The sequence below is a fragment of the Agromyces bracchium genome (genome assembly GCF_009709675.1).
Lineage (GTDB): Bacteria > Actinomycetota > Actinomycetes > Actinomycetales > Microbacteriaceae > Agromyces > Agromyces bracchium.
The window spans coordinates 18,892-35,301 of sequence record NZ_WMLB01000013.1 but is presented as its reverse complement, the minus strand read 5'-3'; the positions used below and the strand labels follow the sequence as shown (position 1 = coordinate 35,301).

General features: G+C 73.4%; 13 protein-coding genes. 5 read left to right on the top strand and 8 right to left on the bottom strand.

The genetic code is table 11. The features are described from left to right. The first annotated feature begins 140 nt into the window (after window positions 1-140). Window positions 141-512, top strand: coding sequence for a nuclear transport factor 2 family protein (locus tag GJ743_RS04395; protein WP_155050721.1), 372 nt, complete (start codon window positions 141-143; stop codon window positions 510-512). 15 nt (window positions 513-527) lie between these two features. On the opposite strand, the gene GJ743_RS04390 is transcribed toward GJ743_RS04395, so the two are convergent. The 6 genes from GJ743_RS04390 to mobA form a co-directional block, all read right to left on the bottom strand. Further along, window positions 528-1,040 (bottom strand): HAD family hydrolase, encoded by a 513-nt coding sequence (locus GJ743_RS04390; protein ID WP_155050720.1) that lies wholly within the window; start codon window positions 1,038-1,040, stop codon window positions 528-530. Next, window positions 1,037-1,798 carry a GntR family transcriptional regulator gene (locus GJ743_RS04385; RefSeq protein ID WP_155050719.1) on the bottom strand — a complete coding sequence of 254 codons (762 nt, stop codon included), beginning with the start codon at window positions 1,796-1,798 and terminating at the stop codon, window positions 1,037-1,039. The genes GJ743_RS04390 and GJ743_RS04385 overlap by 4 nt, the downstream gene beginning before the upstream one ends. Before the next feature lie 123 nt (window positions 1,799-1,921). Beyond that, window positions 1,922-2,353, bottom strand: coding sequence for a hypothetical protein (locus tag GJ743_RS04380; protein WP_155050718.1), 432 nt, complete (start codon window positions 2,351-2,353; stop codon window positions 1,922-1,924). Between the two features lie 338 nt (window positions 2,354-2,691). After that, window positions 2,692-3,909, bottom strand: a complete 1,218-nt coding sequence (locus tag GJ743_RS19390; protein ID WP_328288781.1) for a molybdopterin molybdotransferase MoeA — start codon at window positions 3,907-3,909, stop codon at window positions 2,692-2,694. Then, window positions 3,906-4,172, bottom strand: coding sequence for a DUF6457 domain-containing protein (locus GJ743_RS19385; protein WP_230386467.1), 267 nt, complete (start codon window positions 4,170-4,172; stop codon window positions 3,906-3,908). The genes GJ743_RS19390 and GJ743_RS19385 overlap by 4 nt, the downstream gene beginning before the upstream one ends. Then, window positions 4,169-4,876: a molybdenum cofactor guanylyltransferase gene (gene mobA / locus GJ743_RS04370; protein WP_328288780.1), complete on the bottom strand. Its 708-nt coding sequence runs from the start codon at window positions 4,874-4,876 to the stop codon at window positions 4,169-4,171. Before mobA ends, GJ743_RS19385 begins: the two co-directional genes overlap by 4 nt. 51 nt (window positions 4,877-4,927) lie before the next feature. Between mobA and fdhD the strand changes: the two genes are divergently transcribed. Both fdhD and GJ743_RS04360 read left to right on the top strand, forming a co-directional pair. Continuing rightward, window positions 4,928-5,821, top strand: coding sequence for a formate dehydrogenase accessory sulfurtransferase FdhD (gene fdhD / locus GJ743_RS04365; RefSeq protein WP_155050716.1), 894 nt, complete (start codon window positions 4,928-4,930; stop codon window positions 5,819-5,821). Next, window positions 5,821-8,133, top strand: coding sequence for an FdhF/YdeP family oxidoreductase (locus GJ743_RS04360; protein WP_155050715.1), 2,313 nt, complete (start codon window positions 5,821-5,823; stop codon window positions 8,131-8,133). Before fdhD ends, GJ743_RS04360 begins: the two co-directional genes overlap by 1 nt. On the opposite strand, the gene GJ743_RS04355 is transcribed toward GJ743_RS04360, so the two are convergent. Continuing rightward, entirely contained in the window at window positions 8,126-11,950 is a 3,825-nt protein-coding gene (locus GJ743_RS04355) for an efflux RND transporter permease subunit (protein ID WP_196216915.1), read from the bottom strand. The genes GJ743_RS04360 and GJ743_RS04355 overlap by 8 nt on opposite strands. 132 nt (window positions 11,951-12,082) lie before the next feature. Between GJ743_RS04355 and GJ743_RS04350 the strand changes: the two genes are divergently transcribed. Together GJ743_RS04350 and GJ743_RS04345 are read left to right on the top strand one after the other, a co-directional pair. Further along, the gene (locus GJ743_RS04350; RefSeq protein ID WP_155050714.1) at window positions 12,083-13,138 is read left to right on the top strand and encodes a hypothetical protein; all 1,056 of its coding nucleotides are present in this window, start codon (window positions 12,083-12,085) and stop codon (window positions 13,136-13,138) included. 89 nt (window positions 13,139-13,227) lie between these two features. Next, the gene (locus tag GJ743_RS04345) at window positions 13,228-14,433 is read left to right on the top strand and encodes a chaplin family protein (RefSeq protein WP_155050713.1); all 1,206 of its coding nucleotides are present in this window, start codon (window positions 13,228-13,230) and stop codon (window positions 14,431-14,433) included. Window positions 14,434-14,624: 191 nt separating this feature from the next. Here GJ743_RS04345 and GJ743_RS04340 read toward each other — a convergent pair whose 3' ends face one another. Then, window positions 14,625-16,328, bottom strand: a complete 1,704-nt coding sequence (locus tag GJ743_RS04340; RefSeq protein ID WP_155050712.1) for a choice-of-anchor I family protein — start codon at window positions 16,326-16,328, stop codon at window positions 14,625-14,627. Between the last annotated feature and the right edge of the window lie 82 nt (window positions 16,329-16,410).

Below are 16,410 nucleotides of genomic sequence, written 5' to 3'. Positions count from 1 at the left end.
CGTGCGCAGGCGCGCGGACGGGGCGCAACGGTCGAACGACCCGTGGGCCCGTCGACCCGTCGACCCGTCCGCCGGTCGCGCCGTCGCCCCGGCTGCCGCGATGCGAACCGGCTGCGCGGCCGACGGCGTAGGCTCGCGGCATGGAAGACGAGTCCATCGCCGTGCTCGTGACCGGAGCCGAACGCCGACTGCTCGAGCCCGAGACCCGGCGCGACCCCACGGCGCTGGAAGACCTGCTCCACGAGTCCTTTCGCGAGATCGGCCGCAGCGGGCGGCTGTGGACTCGGGACGAGCTCATCGACGTGATGACCGGGCCCGACGCGGTCGACGTGCAGTCGGCCGTCGTCACCGGCGAGCACGTCGAGCTGGTCGCACCCGATCTCGCACTGCTGACCTACACGCTCGACGCCGACGGCATGCGGAGCCGGCGCAGCTCGCTCTGGCGGATCGCCGGGGACCGGCCGCGGATGCTGTTCCACCAGGGCACGCCGCTCGGCCCCCACGTGGGCTAGGAGGACAGCCCGGGCTCAGCGCGCGGGGGCCGCAGGCACCGCGAGCGCGACGAGGTCGTTCACGTCGGAGAGGATCGCGTCGTGGTGCACCGACGCAAGCTCCGGCCGCCGCGCCGCACCGCTCAGGACCCCGACGACCCACCCGGCCCCGGCCGCCCGGCCCGCCTCGAGCATCGCGATCGAGTCGCCGGCCACGAGCACCTGCCGCACGTCGAGCGTGCCGGCGAGCTCCATCGCGTGATGCACGGCGAAGGGCGCGGGCGGGGCGGATGCCACGTCGTCGACGGCCACGACGGCGTCGACGGCGCGCGGCGCGCGCAGGTCGTCGGACACCGACCAGCCGAGGCCAGCGAGCCTGTCGACCGCGGTGCGGTGCGGCCCCTCGCACACGAGCACGACGCGCACGCCCCGGCGGCGCAGCTCGGCGAGCGTCGACTCGACACCCTTGACGAGCTGCGGCGGCGCCGCGGCATCCGTCGACCGCCGGACCACCGCACCCTCGAACGCCAGCACGGCCAGGGTGATCATCGCACCGCCTCGGTCGGGTGCGACCGGGTGAGCGGCGTGCGGCGGTCGACCTCGTTCTCGATGGTGAAGGTCGCGAGCTCGGGCCGATAGCGATCGTCGGCGTATGCGAGCGGACGGCGGGCCGAGTCGAACGTGATCCGACGCTCGCGGAGGAGCGGGCTGCCGGCGTCGACCTCGAGCACCTCGGAATCGAGCGGGTTGGCGGCGACTGCGTCGATCGTGTGCCGCGCTCGCCGCAGGTCGACCCCGCGCGCCACGAGGTGCGCGTGCAGCGACCCGCGATCGCCGTCGAGGTCGTCGAGCAGCGCGCCGATCTCGGGCGGGAACGAGCTGCGTTCGACCATCGTCGGCACGCCGTCGAGCAGGCGCACGCGCACGACCTGGGTGACCGTGGCGCCCTCGTCGAGCCCGAGGAACCCGGCGACGGTCGACGGCGCGGGTCGCGTGCCCGCCTCGAGCGTGCGCTGTCCGGGCTGCCGGCCGATCGCGCGCGCCCACTCGGTGAACGAGGTGAAGGTCGAGAACGGCTGCGTCGGCACGACGCGTCCGACGAGCGGCGGCCGGCCACGACCGCCGACGACGTAGCCCTCCTCGCGCAGTACGGCGAGCGCGCGGCGCACCGGACCGCGGCTCGTGCCGAACTCGCGGCACAGCGCCGCTTCGCTCGGCAGCCGCATGCCCGCGGACCAGTCGCCGCGGCCGATGCGCTCGCGCAGGGTGTCGTGCACCCGCTCGTGGAGCGGCACCTCGGTGGACATGCAACGACCGTACGGAGTCGGCCCATGCCTCGGGGTGGGCACGATGCGACGGGAGGGTGAAGCTTCGGTGAACCGCGGGCGAACCGCTCAGGCGACGGCTCGCGCTGCCGACCGCCACGCGTCTCAGCGCACGTCGGGCGTCAATTCCCGCGCCCTCCGGAGCACCCGGACGAACGCCTCGAGGTCGAGTCGATCGAGGCTCGGAACCCCGATCGCGGCGGACCCGACCTTCACCCGCCCGAGTTCGGACGCGTGACGCTGGACCAGGTAGGCGCCCTCCTCTGCGGCGTTCACGTAGATGCTCAGGTGCTTCGCCTGGTCGGCGAGCCCGACGAGGAACCAGTCGACCGCGCCGCCCTTCGGGCGAGGCTGGGTGATCGCGCCGTAGCCGATGATGGACTGCTCGGTGCCGCCCCAGAACACGCCCCGCCACAGCACGCGCTCGAGCCCGGCGAGTTCGGCGGAGATGACGCGGTCGAGCTCGCGCATCGCGTCGGCCCGGTCGCCCCCGAGTGCCGCCAGGAAGTCGTCGACGTCTCGATCGGTGCGTTCCATGCCCCGATCCTGCCACCCGCCGCCGACGCGCGGCCGAGCCGCCCGCTGCGGGGCGTGGCCGACCTCTGGTTCCGGTCCCGGGGATGTCGACCGCGGCAGCTGATCGCGCCGGCTCAATCCCGGTAGACGTTGTCCGAAGCACGATGGCATCCGGTAGACGCGATGAGGGATCGACTCCTGAAGGTGGGAGAAAGGTGGTCCCGTTCTCCTTTTCTCCCTCGTGCGTTGAGGGTTCGTGTGCCGGAACCACGGCCCCACGATGACGGTGCGAGATATCCGGTGACGACTCGGGCACCCAGGCGACGGGCGGACCATCCGTTGGAGGGTCGGCCCGGTCGTCACCCCGACCAGGGCAGGGGCAGCGCTTCGACGGATGCGCCCTCCGCGACGCCGCCCGGGGGGACGACGAGCACGACGTCGGCCATTGCCAGGCCGCGGAGCATCCCCGAGCCGAGGTGCGCGACCGGGGTCGCCGCCGCGCCGGCGACCGTCGCCGGCACGAGGCCGGTGGAGTGCGCGCGGCCGGGCAGGGCGCGAGCCGCGGCGACCGTGCGCGAGGCGGCCTCCGTCCCGGTCCACGCGGCGAGGAGCGGCGCGCCGAGCGCGACGAGGCCGAGCATCGCGGCGAGGGGGTTGCCCGGCAGGCCGAGCACGAGGCGACCGCCGGCGTCGGGAAGGCGCGCGAGCAGCGTCGGCCCACCGGGCCGCGTCGCGAGGCCGGGCACCACGAGGTCGGCGCCGTCTGCGGCGAGCGCGGTGCGGACGTGGTCGGCGCTCGAGCGGCCCGTGCCGCCGGTGGTCACGACGAGGTCGACGTCGTCGGCCACGAGGGCGACGCGGGTCGTGGGCTCGTCGTCGCCGACGCGGTGCACGGCCACGACCTCGGCCCCGAGCGCGTGCAGGGCGGCCGGGATGGCCACGCGGAAGCTGTCGCGCACCTGCCCCGACTCCGGCACTCCAGACTCGACGACCTCGTCGCCCGTGAGGATGAGCGCCACGCGCGGCCGGCGCCGCACGGCGAGGTCGTCGGCGCCGGTCCCAGCCGCGAGCGCGATGCGCGGTGGCGTCAGGACCGCGCCGGCCTCGAGCAGGCGATCGCCGATCGCCGCCTCGGCACCGGCCGGCCGGATGTGCCGCCGACCGTCGACGTCGTGCCGTCCGGTCTCGCCGACGGGTTCGAGGATGCCCTCGACGACCCGCCCGGCCTCGACGCGGAGCACGGCGTCGGCGCCCGGCGGCACCGGGGCGCCCGTCACGATCTCGACGGCCTCGCCGGCCTCGAGCCCCGCCGGCGACGCGGCGGCCGGGACGCCGGCGGCTGCCGGACCGGCGGCATCGTCACCGGTGTCCGCACGCAACCGCCACGGCGGCGGACCGCACACGGCCCAGCCGTCCATCGCGGCCGACGCGAAGTGCGGCAGTGGGATGGCGGTGACGAGCGGTTCGGCGAGCACGCGACCGAGCGCCTCCGCGAGCGGCACCCGTTCGGTCGCGGGCGCGGGCGCGGCCGACCGCGCGAGCGCGCGCGCCTCGCTGAACGCGACGGACCTGCTCACGAGCCGGCGAGCCGGCGTGCACGCTCCAGCGCGTCGGCCGCGGCGGCATCCGGATCGGCACCCGCGGCGGCAGCGAGGCCGGCGGCGTAGCCCGCGAGGTACGTCGTCACGGGGGCGGCAGGCCGGACCACCGCGTGCGCGGCCACGCCGGCGACGCCGAGCACGAGGTCGAGGTCGAGCGGGGCACCCGCGATGTCGAGTTCGGCACGCACGCGGTCCGCCCAGTCGGACAGCACCCGGTGCAGGTCGTCCTGGTCGCTCATGTCGATGCTCCTTCCGTCGTGGTGCCCGGCGCGGTGCCGATCGCGCTGCGCGACCGCTCATCCGTGCCGTCGGCCTCCCCCGCCGTCGCTCCGACGGCGCGCGCGTCGGCCCACGTGTCCACGTCCATCGTCGCGCGTCCGGGAAGCGCGACGTCGACGAGTCGCAACGCGGCGACCAATCGGCGCATCGATGCACCCTCAAGCGGGCCGGCCGCGGCGATCGCATCGTCGAGCGCGGCGCGCCGGACGACGGCGGTCAGGTACTGCGCTCGCCCGGCCTCGTCGACGGCCATCGCACCGTCGGCACCGGCGGCATCCGCCCCCTCGAACGCCGCGAGCAGCGGCGCGATCGCGTCGGCGACGAACGGGAGGTCACCCGCGAGCAGCAGCACGGCGTCGGCGGCGGCATCGTCGGCGGCGGCATCCTCCCCCTCGGCGCCGGCCCGCGACGGCAGCGCGGCCACGCCCGCCGCGACCGCGGCCGCGGGCCCCGAGAACGGCGGCTCCTCGCGCACCACGATCACGTCGACGGGCAGCGCTGAGGCGCCCACATCGCCGACGACCACGCGTTGCCGCGCCATCCCGGCGGCCGCCACGACCCGCTCGAGCAGCGTGCGCCCGTCGACGCGCAGGTCGCCCTTGGCGATGCCGCCGAGCCGCTCGGCGCGACCGCCCATGAGGATCACCGCATCGACCACGCCCACGGATTCACTGTAGATCGCGCGACCCCGCGCGGCTCGTGATAGGCAGGGAGCATGGGCAGGATCACCGCGAGGACGCGGGTCACACGGATCACGGTCGGCGGTTCGACCTCACGCCGCGACGACCACCTCGCGGTCGAGGAACCGCTCGAGATCCGGGTCGGCGGGCGACGGCTCGCCGTCACGATGCGCACCCCCGGGCACGATGTCGACCTCGCCACGGGCTTCCTCGTCTCCGAGGGCGTCGTCTCGCGCGGCGACCAGGTCGCCGCCGCCATCCACTGCGGCACGCCGGGCGAGAACACCTACAACGTGCTCGACGTGGGTCTCGCTCCGGGGGTACCGGCACCGGATGCCTCGACCGAGCGAAACTTCACCGTGACGAGTTCGTGCGGCGTCTGCGGCAAGGCCAGCATCGACGCCGTCCGGACGCGGTCGGCGTACGACGTCGCCGGCGACGACCTCCGCCTCGACCCGGCCCGGCTCGCCGGCTTCCCCGACCGGCTCCGCGCCGGGCAGGCGATCTTCGAGCGCACGGGCGGCCTGCACGCGGCTGCCCTCTTCGACGGCCGCACGGGCGAGCTGCTCGTGCTGCGCGAGGACGTGGGGCGCCACAACGCCGTCGACAAGGTGATCGGCTGGGCGGCACGCGAGGGGCTGCTGCCGCTCCGCGGCACCGTCCTCCAGGTCTCGGGTCGCGCGAGCTTCGAGCTCGCGCAGAAGGCGACGATGGCCGGCATCCCGGTGCTCGCGGCCGTGTCGGCACCGTCGTCGCTCGCGGTCGAGCACGCCGCGGCATCCGGCCTCACCCTCGTGGGGTTCCTGCGCGGCGACTCGATGGTCGTCTATGCAGGCGAGGAGCGCATCGCCGCGCCATACGATGCCCCCGCGGCATCCGATGCTGGGGCCTACGCGACCGCCGCACCGCAGCGGGCGGAGGCGAGCTGATGGCGGACCGTGCCGACGGTCGCACGACCGAGCCGTACCCCGACCTCGAGGTCGGGCATCCCAAGGACTGGGCCGTCGGCGTGCCCGGCATCCTGCACTCCATGGAGCCCGCGCTCGCGCGCATGGGCCTCTCGCGCACCGCACGGCTCGCGCTCGCCATCAACCAGCAGGACGGGTTCGACTGCATGAGCTGCGCGTGGCCCGACCCGAGCCACCGCAACGTGCTCGAGTTCTGCGAGAACGGCATGAAGGCGACGACCTGGGAGGCGACCCCGGTCACCGTGCCCCGCGAGTTCTGGCGCGAGCACTCGCTCACGTCGCTGCAGGGGCGTGACGAGTACTGGCTCGGCCAGCAGGGCCGGCTCGTCGAGCCCGTGCACAAGCCCGCCGGGTCCGACCACTACGAGCCGATCTCGTGGGACGACGCGTTCCGGATCATCGCCGACCGCCTCAACGCACTCGACTCCCCCGACCGCGCCGCGTTCTACACGAGCGGCCGCACGGCGAACGAGACCGCGTTCCTGTACCAGCTGTTCGTGCGCGCGCTCGGCACGAACAACCTCCCCGACTGCTCGAACATGTGCCACGAGTCGACCGGCACGGCCCTGCTCTCCACGATCGGCGTCGGCAAGTCGACGGTTCACTACGACGACTTCGCGAAGGCCGACCTCGTCATCGTCATGGGCCAGAACCCGGGCACGAACCATCCGCGCATGCTCACCGCGCTCGAGGAGACCAAGCGTGCGGGCGGGCGCGTGGTGAGCGTCAACGTGCTGCCCGAGGCCGGACTCATCCGCTACAAGAACCCGCAGAAGGTCCGCGGCCTCCTCGGGAAGGGCACGGCGATCGCCGACCGCTTCCTGCAGGTCCGCTCGGGCGGCGACATGGCGCTGCTGCAGGCGGTCTCGAGGCGCGTGCTCGACGCCGAGGACGCTGCGCCCGGCACGGTGCTCGACCACGACTTCCTCGATCGGCACACGATGGGGCTCGAGGCATTCCGGGCGCACCTCGCCGACCTCGACGAGGCGGCCGTCGCGGCGGCGACCGGGCTCGCGGTCGACGAGATCGACGCGCTGGCGGCCGACTACCTCGCCGCCGACCGCGTGATCATCACGTGGGCCATGGGCCTCACCCAGCAGCGGAAGGCCGTCGCGACCATCCGCGAGATCGTGAACCTCCTGCTGCTGCGCGGCAACATCGGGAAGCCGGGCGCGGGCGCGTCGCCCGTCCGCGGCCACAGCAACGTGCAGGGCGACCGCACGATGGGCATCTGGGAGATGATGCCCGAGCGGTTCCTCGCGGCGCTCGAGGCCGAGTTCGACTTCCCCGTGCCGCGCGAGCGCGGCGCCGACTCGCTGCAGACCGTGCTGGGCCTCCAGCGCGGCGACATCGACGTGTTCGTCGCGATGGGCGGCAACTTCGTCGGCGCGATCTCCGACACGGATGCCGCGGAGCGGGCCATGCGCGGCGCGAAGCTCACGGTGCAGGTCTCGACGAAGCTCAACCGATCGCACGTCGTCACGGGCGAGGAGGCGATCATCCTGCCGACCCTCGGCCGGACGGAGATCGACCTCCAGGACGGCCGGCCCCAGTTCGTGTCGGTCGAGGACAGCGTGTGCGCCGTGCACGCGAGCCACGGCGCCATCCCTCCCGTCGCCGACGGGCTGCTCTCGGAGGTCGCGATGGTCTGCCGGCTCGCCGAAGCGACGCTCGGCGACCGCCACGACATCCCGTGGCGTGCGTTCGAGCGCGACTACGACCTGATCCGCGACCGCATCGCGCGCGTCGTGCCCGGGTTCGAGTCGTTCAACGACGACGTGCGGCGGAAGGGCGGGTTCGTCCTGCCGAACGGCCCGCGCGACGAGCGCCGCTTCGACACCCCGACCGGCCGGGCGATGATCACCGTCAACGAGCTCGAGCACCTCGAGCGACCGGAGGGCCGGCTCATCCTGCAGACGCTCCGCTCGCACGACCAGTTCAACACGACGATCTACAGCCTGAACGACCGGTACCGCGGCATCCGCAAGGGGCGGGACGTGGTGTTCGTGCACCCCGACGACCTCGCCGAGCTCGGCCTCGCCGATGGCCAGCGCGTCGACGTCGTGAGCGAGTGGCCGGGCGAGCCCGACCGGCGCCTGCCGAACCAGCGCGTCGTCGCCTACCCGACGGCGCGCGGCTGCGCGGCCGCGTACTTCCCGGAGGCCAACGTGCTGGTGCCGCTCGCGAGCGCCGCCGAGGAGAGCAACACGCCCGTGTCGAAGGCGGTCATCGTGCGGCTCGAGCCGGCGACGCCGGACCGGCCCGTCAGCTGAGGGGCTTCTGGCCGGCGTCGGCGTCGGGGTCGTCGGCGTCGGGGTCGTCGTCGCGGCCCGCGCCCGGGTCGGAGTCGGAGTCGGAGTCCGTGACCGAGGAAGCGGTGCCGGTGTCCGAGCCGGCGCTGGCGTCCGAGCCGGTTTCGGCGTCCGTGTCCGACCCGGCGTCGACCTCCGAACCGGCGTCCGACCCGGCATCGACGTCCGGGCGGCTCTCCGCGTCGACCTCGGGCTCCGGCTCCGCGACGACCGCCGGTGCCGCCCCCGCCATCGCGGGCGCGAGGCCCGATTCCTCCGCCGCCGCACGTTTCGCGGCGCGCTTCTCGCGCCGACGCTCGCGCCCGCCCTCGACGAGGTCGTAGAGCGAGGGCAGCACGAGCAGCGTCAGCACGGTCGACGACAGGAGACCGCCGATCACGACGAGCGCGAGCGGCTGCGAGATGAATCCGCCGCTGCCCGTGATGCCGAGCGCGAGCGGCAGCAGCGCGAAGATCGTCGCGAGCGCCGTCATGAGGATCGGCCGGAGTCGGCGGGAGGCGCCGTGCAGCAGCGCATCGCGCACGGTCATGCCGCGGTCGCGGTACTGGTTCACGAGGTCGATGAGCACGATCGCGTTCGTGACGACGATGCCGACGAGCATGAGCACGCCGACGAGCGAGGCGACGCCGAGCGGGATCCCGGTGACGACCTGCAGCAGGATGGCGCCCGTCGCCGCGAACGGCACCGACACGAGCAGCAGCAGCGGCTGCAGCAGCGAGCGGAACGTGGCGACCATGACGACGTAGACGATGAGGATCGCGGCGAGGAGCGCGAGCCCGAGCTGCGAGAACGACTCCTGCTGGTCGGCGGTGACGCCGCCGAGCGAGGCCGACGTGCCCTCGGGCAGGTCGACGGCCGCGACCGCGGTCTGCACCTCGGCGCTCGCGGTGCCGAGGTCGTCACCGGCGGGCGTCGCGGCCACGGTCGCGCTGCGCAGGCCCTGCACGGTCGTGACGGATGACGGCCCCTCGACCTCTTCGACCGTGGCGAGTTCGTCGAGGCGCACCGTGCCGGTCGGCGTGGGCACCTCGAGCGCCCGCAGCCCGTCGAGCGAGGTCGGCGGCTCGTCGGAGGCGAGGTAGATCGTCAGGGTCTGCTCGTCGATCACGATCGATCCCGCCGACTGCGGCTGCATGGCCGCCGACACGACGGTGCCGAGCGCGACCTCGGAGTAGCCGGCCTCGGCGGCCGCGGCGCGGTCGACCTCGATCGCCACGTACGGCTGCGAGGACTCCAGGTTCGACGTGACCTGCGTCAGCGAGTCGAGGCCCGAGAGCTCCTCGACGACCGCGTCGGTCGCTGCGCGGAGGTCCTCATCGTTCGCCGCCGTGATGTCGACCTCGATGTCGTTCGAGGCGCCGAAGCCGCTCTGCGCGGCGAGCGTGATCTCGCCGGCGTCCTCGAGGTCGGCGAGCTCCGCCCGGACCTCCTCCTGGAGGGCGACCTGGTCGGCGTCGTCGTCGGTCGTGACGTTGTAGGCGACGGTGTTCCCGCCGCCGCCGAACGCGGCGAGCGCGCCGCCGCCGGTCGAGTTGCCGATCGAGGTCTGCACCGTCTCGACGCCCTCGACGCCGCGGATCGCCTCCTCGACGGGCTCGGATGCGGCCGCCATGTACTCGAGGCTCGAGCCCACGGGGAGCTCCTGCGTGACGCGGAACGTGTTCTGCCCGCTGTCGCCGAGGAAGTTCGTCTTCATGAACGGCGCCAGCGCGACGGTGCCGCCCAGGATGAGCACGGCGACGATGATCGTCACGGCGGAGTGCTTCAGGGTCCACGAGAGGATCGGCAGGAAGCCCTTCTGCAGTCGCGAGGGGTGCTCGAGCTCGTCCTGCGGCGGCGTGGAGCCGGTGGGAGGAGCGGACGGCGCCGCCGCGACGGCGACGGGCGCGGCGGGCGCGGCGGTCGCGGTCGCCGTCGACCCGAGCCCGGTCGACCCGTCCGCGTCGCGCAGCTCGGGCGCAAGCCAGACGTCGTCGCTCGAGAGCGTGGACGGCGCGGCGGCGACGGGCGCCGCGGGTGCGGCGGCGGCGCGCGCCGGTTCGGGCGCGACCTGCACCTCGTCGACGAAGGCGGCCTCGGCCGCGGCATCGGCCTCGGTCTGGCCCTTGCGCGGCTTCGCCGGCTTCAGGAACCAGTAGGCGAGCACCGGCACGATCGTGAGCGAGACGAGGAGCGACGCGAGCAGCGCGATCGTCACCGTCAGCGAGAACGGACGGAACAGCTCGCCCGTGACGCCCTCGACGAGCGCGATCGGCAGGAACACCGCGACCGTCGTGATCGTCGACGCCGTGATGGCGCCGGCGACCTCGCGCACGGCGTGCACGATCGTCGACGCCTTGTCGACGCCCGCGACGAGGTGCCGCTTGATGTTCTCGATGACGACGATCGAGTCGTCGACGACGCGTCCGATCGAGATCGTGAGCGCGCCGAGGGTCAGGATGTTCAGCGTGTAGTCGGCGGCCTGCAGCCCGATCAGCGTGATGAGCACCGACGTCGGGATCGAGATCGCGGTGACGAGCGTCGCGCGCACCGACATCAGGAACACCAGGATCACGAGCACGGCGAAGACGAGGCCGAGCATGCCCTCGACGGCGAGCGACTCGATCGACTTCTCGATGTACGGCGCCTGGTCGAAGACCACGGTGAACTCGGTGCCCGGGTTGGTCGTGTCGAGCGAGGCCTGCAGGTCGGGGAGCGCGGCGGCGACCGCGTTCGAGACCTCGACGGTGTTCGCCGACGGCAGCTTCGTGATGGAGATCGCGAGCGCGGGCTCGCCGTTCACGCGCGAGATGCTCGTCTCGGGGTTCTGGGTGAGCTCGACGGATGCCACGTCGCCGATCGTCAGCGCGACGGGCACGGCGACCGTGGCGGTCGTGCCGTCCGCTCCGGGGAGCGCGCCCGTGCCGTCGGTGCCCGTCTCGGTGCCGTCGGCGCCCGTGTCCGTCCCGGTCCCGTCGGGCAGCGTGCCGTCGGGGAGCGTGCCACCCGGCAGCGTGCCGTCCGGGAGCGTCCCGTCGGGCACCGGCTGCTGCTCGGTTCCGCCGATGAGCGGGAGTGCGCTGAGATCCTCGACGCTGCCGAGACGCGTCCCGGCCTGCACGGCGAACGTGGAGTCGCCTTCGGTGATCTGCCCGGCGGGCAGGAGCACGCCGTTCTGCTGCAGCGCGTCGCGGATCGCCTGGGTCGTCAAGCCGTAGGTCGCGAGCTCGGCGACATCCGGCGTGATCACGACCCGCTGGCCGCGGTCGCCCACGAGGGCGGCATCGCTGACGCCGTCGATGTCGCGCAGCTCGGGGAGCGTCGTGCGCCGGATCTCGTCGGAGAGCGTCGACACGTCCTCGGCGCCCGTCACGGCGACCGCCATCACGGGCAGGTCGTCGAAGCTGAACGCGACGACCTGCGGATCGACGTCCTCCGGCAGGGTCGGCGCGATGCGGTTCACCGACGACAGCAGCTTCTGCTCGGCGAAGGCGAGGTCGGTGCCGAACGTGAAGCTCGCGACGACGCGCGAGACGCCGGTCGAGCTCGTGGTCGACGTGGACTCGAGCCCGGTGATGCCCTGGATCGCCGTCTCGATCGGGGTCGAGACATCCGCATTGACGACATCGGGCGAGGCGCCCGGGTACGCGGTGATGATCGACAGCTGCGGCAGCTGGATCGACGGCGCCAGCTCCTGCTTCAGCCCGTTCAGCGCGATGCCGCCGAAGATCGCGACGACGACGGTGACGAGCGCGATGAGGGCGCGGTTGCGCATGCTGAGCCTGGCGAGGAGGGACATGGGTTCGATTCTCGCAGCGGACGGGGGCGTCCGGATAACGGGAACCTGTGAAGCGCGCCGGGCGAGGTGTGGACCCTTGACCCCCATCCGGGGTATGGTCCGAACCACGACGCCTGTCCGAGACGCCTGGGGGTGCGGATGCGAACGGCCGCGGTGGACCGCACGGTTCCGCTCGTGCGCGCCCTCCTGCTCGGCACCGGCCTCGCCGCCGCCTGGGTCGTCGTCAGCCTCGTCGCGTCGCCGTCGAGCGCCTCCGCCGACGAACGGCCGAACGGCCTGCTCGGCACCGTGGGCTCGGTCGTCGGCGTGGTCGACGAGACGGTCGACGGGGTCGTCGAGCAGGTGGTCGAGCCCGTGCTCGAGCCCGTCGTGGCGACGGTCGACACCGTGTCGAACAGCGTGACGGATGCCGCGCCGGCGCCGGTCGCGCCGGTCGTCGAGCAGGTGGCCGAGCCGGTCGAATCGCTCGTGCCCGCCGTCGGCGGCACGGTCGACGCCGTCGACGACACCGTCGTGGAGGTCGTGTCGGAGGCCGGTTCGCTCGTCTCGGACGCCGCGAGCGACGCCCCGGTCGGCACGATCACGACCCCGCTCGTCGACACGCTCGACGGCGTCGTCGGATCGCTGCCCCTGCTCGGCGCCGTCGTCGGCGACGACGCGCTGGGCGGCGTGCTCGGTCCGGTCGTCGGCACCGTCGACGACACGCTCGACGTGGTGGTCGGCGACCTCGGGCCGCTCCCCGACGACGGGCTCCTGCCGTCGCGGCCGCTTCCGGGCGACGCCGACGAGCCTGTGGTGGTCGCGCCACCCGGTGGACTCGGCGACCCGGCATCGGATGCCACGGCGGGGCAAGTCCCCGCCGAGGGCGGGCCACCCGGTTCAGCGTCGATCACGTCCGACGACGTGGGGGCAGCAGCATCCGTCACCGCCTTCGACGTCGGACCGCCCGCGGCCTCCGGCGGCACGCTCGCGCCCTCGAACGCTCCCCGCGGCGCCGAGGCGCCGCTCGGGTCGGGCGCGCCCGCAGGCGGCAGCAGCGCCTCAGGTTCCGGTTCCGGAACCGCCTCAGGCTCCGACGCGGGGCTCGGCGCCATCGAACTCGACGCGCTCGCGTCGCTCGTGCTCTCCGCGGTCGACGACGCACTGCCGTCGTCGCCGGTCTTCGAGACCGACACCACCCCTGACTGACGGGTGCCGCTCCGCCTCATCGCAGGCGGACACGGTCGCCGCTCGCGCCCGCGAGCGGAATCACACCCAATCAGTCAGGAGCATTCACCATGCAGAAGTACGTCTCGAGGGCGCTCACCGCGGCCCTCTTCACCGGGGGGCTCATGCTCCTCGGCGCCGGTGTAGCGCACGCCACCGAATCCTCCGGGGAGGACGGCCTCCTCTCCGGCACGCAGGTGGGGATCTCGATCGACCTGCCCGTCACGATCGCCGGCAACGCGCTGTCGGTCATCGGCGATTCCGAGTCGACGGATGCCACGACCGCGGTCGTGACGGACGACGAGGCCTCCTCGGAGCCCGTCGCCGTGACCTCGGGCGAGGACGGCATCGGCTCGGGGAGCCAGGCGATCGTCGACGTGTCGGCGCCCGTCACGATCGGCGGCAACGCCGTGTCGGTCATCGGCGGCTCCCACTCGGAGGACGCCACGACCGTGGTCACGACCGGGTCCGAATCGGATTCCGGCTCGGGCGACGCCTGGACGTCCGGCGAGGACTCCATCCTCGGCGGCACCCAGGGCATCGTCGACGTCGAGGCACCCGTCACCATCGGCGGCAACGCCGTCTCGGTGATCGGGGACTCCCACTCGGAGGACGCCACGACCGTGGTCACGACCGGGTCGGGCACGGATGACTCGGGCAGCGCCTGGACGTCCGGCGAGGACTCGATCCTCGGCGGCACGCAGGCGCTGATCGGCGTTGACGCGCCGATCACCATCGGCGGCAATGCCGTCTCCGTCATCGGCGACTCCCTCTCGGAGGACGCCACCACCGTGGTGACGACCGGCACCGGCTCGGGAACGGACGCCTGGACCACCGGCGAGGACTCGATCCTCGGCGGCACCCAGATCCTGCCCGACCTCTCCCTGCCGATCACGATCGGCGGCAACGCCGTCTCGGTCATCGGCGACTCCCACTCGGAGGGCTCGACCACGGTCGTGACGCCCGGCGGCCCGACGGACCCGACCGACCCGACCGACCCCGTCGACCCGACGGACCCGACGGACCCGACCGACCCGTCTGACCCGACCGACCCGACCGACCCGACCGACCCGACCACGCCGGGTGACGGCTCGGGCTCGGGCTCGAACGGCTCGGCCTCGACGGTCGCCGCGATGGGCACCACGGCCATCGCGAACGGCTCGGGCTCGCTCGCCTCGACGGGCGTCGACGCCGGGTTCTGGCAGCGGCTGGCGCTGTTCCTGCTGCTGACGGGCGGCGTGCTCGTCGGCGTGCGGCGGTTCGCGCTGCGCCGCTGATCCGGTGACGGCCCGGCGCCGCCCTACCGGCGCCGGGTCCACCGTCGGCGGCTCGGCCGCCCCTCGATCCCCCGTGCCGCACGATCGGGCCGCGGCACGGACGGTCGCGCCCGGGGGTCGCGACCCGACGGGGCGGTGGGACCTCGTCCCACCGCCCCGTCATCTCCTGCTGGGCGCCTGCCGCGCGTCGACTACGAGATCGCGTCGATCTCGTACAGCGTCGTGGTGCCCGAGACCTCGTTCGCGACCGCGAGCATCGGCGCACCGGTCGGACTCGTCTCGGCGGGGATGAAGGTCAGCCCCTCCGGGCCGAGGTCGCCGGCCTCCGAGAGCCGCTCGACGCCGTCGTCCTCCACCGAGACCGAGAAGTCGCGGTTGTTGAGGTAGGCCACGAACGTGGATGCCGCCGGGTCGGTGATGTCGTAGACGATGACGCCGCCGACGCGCTCGAAGCCGATGAACGCGTACGTGCGTCCGTCGACCTCGCCGATCGCGAGGCTCTCGGGCTCCGGTCCCTTGTCCTCGCTGCGACCCTCGAGGTTCGACTCGCCGTGGTTGGAGTTGAAGAACTCGGGAGCGGCCTCGTGCGTGATGCGCTCGAAGTCCTCGCCGGAGTCGAACACCTGCTCGCCGCCCGTCGTCCAGATCGAGAACGACCGCGAGCCGAACGCGTAGAGCTCCTCGTAGCAGGAACCGTCCGCGCTGAGTCCCATCGCGGTCGAGACGTTGAGGCGCCCGAGGTCGGCGTCACCCGTGAGCGCCGCGGCGGGGCTCGTCTCGCAGACGGGCGCGAGGCCGTCGTCGCCGAGGTCCTTCACTCGAGCCGGCTCGACGTAGTCGCCCCACTCGCGTGCGTCGCCCTCGTTCGCCGAGACCAGGTAGGTCTCGCCGGCCGCCTGGTACGCGACGAGGCCGTCGGGCAGGTACATGCCCTTCAGGCCCTCGAACGTGCGGACGGTGAACGTCGGCGCGTCCTGGGGATCGCGGTCCGACGCGTCGATGCCGTGTCCGGCTTCGGAGTGATCGACGAACCCGAGCGGCCGGATCTCCTCGACGGTGGCCGAGTCGAGGTCGACCACGGCGAACGCGTTCGCCTCCTGCAGGGCGACGTACGCGGTGTCGCCGTCGACGGCGACGTACTCGGGCTCGAGGTTGCGCGAGACCGGCAGGTCCGCTTCGGGGGCCGGGCCGAAGACGCGCACGTCCTCGGGCAGCGGCTTCGAGCCGCCCTCCTCGAACTCGTGGAAGTCCGCGGTGCGGACCTCGTCCTGGGTCGCGGCCGACACGGTGGCGGGCAGATCGATCACCGCGACCGAGCCCTCGGGGTCGGTCGAGAAGTCGTCGGTCGGCTCGCCCTCGTTCGCGACCACCGCGCGGGTGCCGTCCTCCGAGATCGCGACCATGTCGGGCAGGGAGCCGACCTCGACCGAGCCGAGCACGCGGGGCTTCTTCTTTGTGGCGTCGAAGAAGACGACGCGGCCCGGGGCCGTCTTGTCGTCGGCATCCTCGACCGCGACGACGCCGAGGCCGTCGGCGCGGATCGCGACCGAGTTGGCGATGCCGTCGCTCACCACTTCACCGAGCTTCTTCGGCTTCGACGGCTTCTTCACGTCGAGCACCTCGACGAGCCCCGCCTGGGCGTTCACGACGTAGAGCCGGCCGTCGTACGCGGCGACGATCTCGGCGGCCGACTCGTCGAACACCCCGGTCTCGTAGGTGCCGACGGGGGAGAGGGTGAGCGCCGCGTCGCCGGTGGCGACCTCGAGGGGCGCGTCGACGACGGCGGTGCGGACGGGCAGCGCGGTCGCAGGGGCCGCGGCGAGGCAGCCCGCGGCGATGGCGCCCACGAGGATCGGCGCTGCGGCGCGCCGGAGGCGGGGTCGGGTGGAGAGCATGGATCACCTTCGGTCTGGAGACACGGGACGCGGCTCACTCTGGACGCACCCGGCGAACCCCGTGTTGCCGAGGGGTGAACGT

Coding starts and splice junctions, on each gene's coding strand:
- GJ743_RS04385 (WP_155050719.1), bottom strand. CDS start 1,798: ATGTCCACCGAGGTGCCGCTCCACGAGCGGGTGCACGACACCCTGCGC.
- GJ743_RS04390 (WP_155050720.1), bottom strand. CDS start 1,040: ATGATCACCCTGGCCGTGCTGGCGTTCGAGGGTGCGGTGGTCCGGCGG.
- GJ743_RS04395 (WP_155050721.1), top strand. CDS start 141: ATGGAAGACGAGTCCATCGCCGTGCTCGTGACCGGAGCCGAACGCCGA.
- GJ743_RS04355 (WP_196216915.1), bottom strand. CDS start 11,950: ATGTCCCTCCTCGCCAGGCTCAGCATGCGCAACCGCGCCCTCATCGCG.
- GJ743_RS19385 (WP_230386467.1), bottom strand. CDS start 4,172: ATGAGCGACCAGGACGACCTGCACCGGGTGCTGTCCGACTGGGCGGAC.
- fdhD (WP_155050716.1), top strand. CDS start 4,928: ATGGGCAGGATCACCGCGAGGACGCGGGTCACACGGATCACGGTCGGC.
- GJ743_RS04360 (WP_155050715.1), top strand. CDS start 5,821: ATGGCGGACCGTGCCGACGGTCGCACGACCGAGCCGTACCCCGACCTC.
- GJ743_RS04345 (WP_155050713.1), top strand. CDS start 13,228: ATGCAGAAGTACGTCTCGAGGGCGCTCACCGCGGCCCTCTTCACCGGG.
- GJ743_RS04380 (WP_155050718.1), bottom strand. CDS start 2,353: ATGGAACGCACCGATCGAGACGTCGACGACTTCCTGGCGGCACTCGGG.
- GJ743_RS04340 (WP_155050712.1), bottom strand. CDS start 16,328: ATGCTCTCCACCCGACCCCGCCTCCGGCGCGCCGCAGCGCCGATCCTC.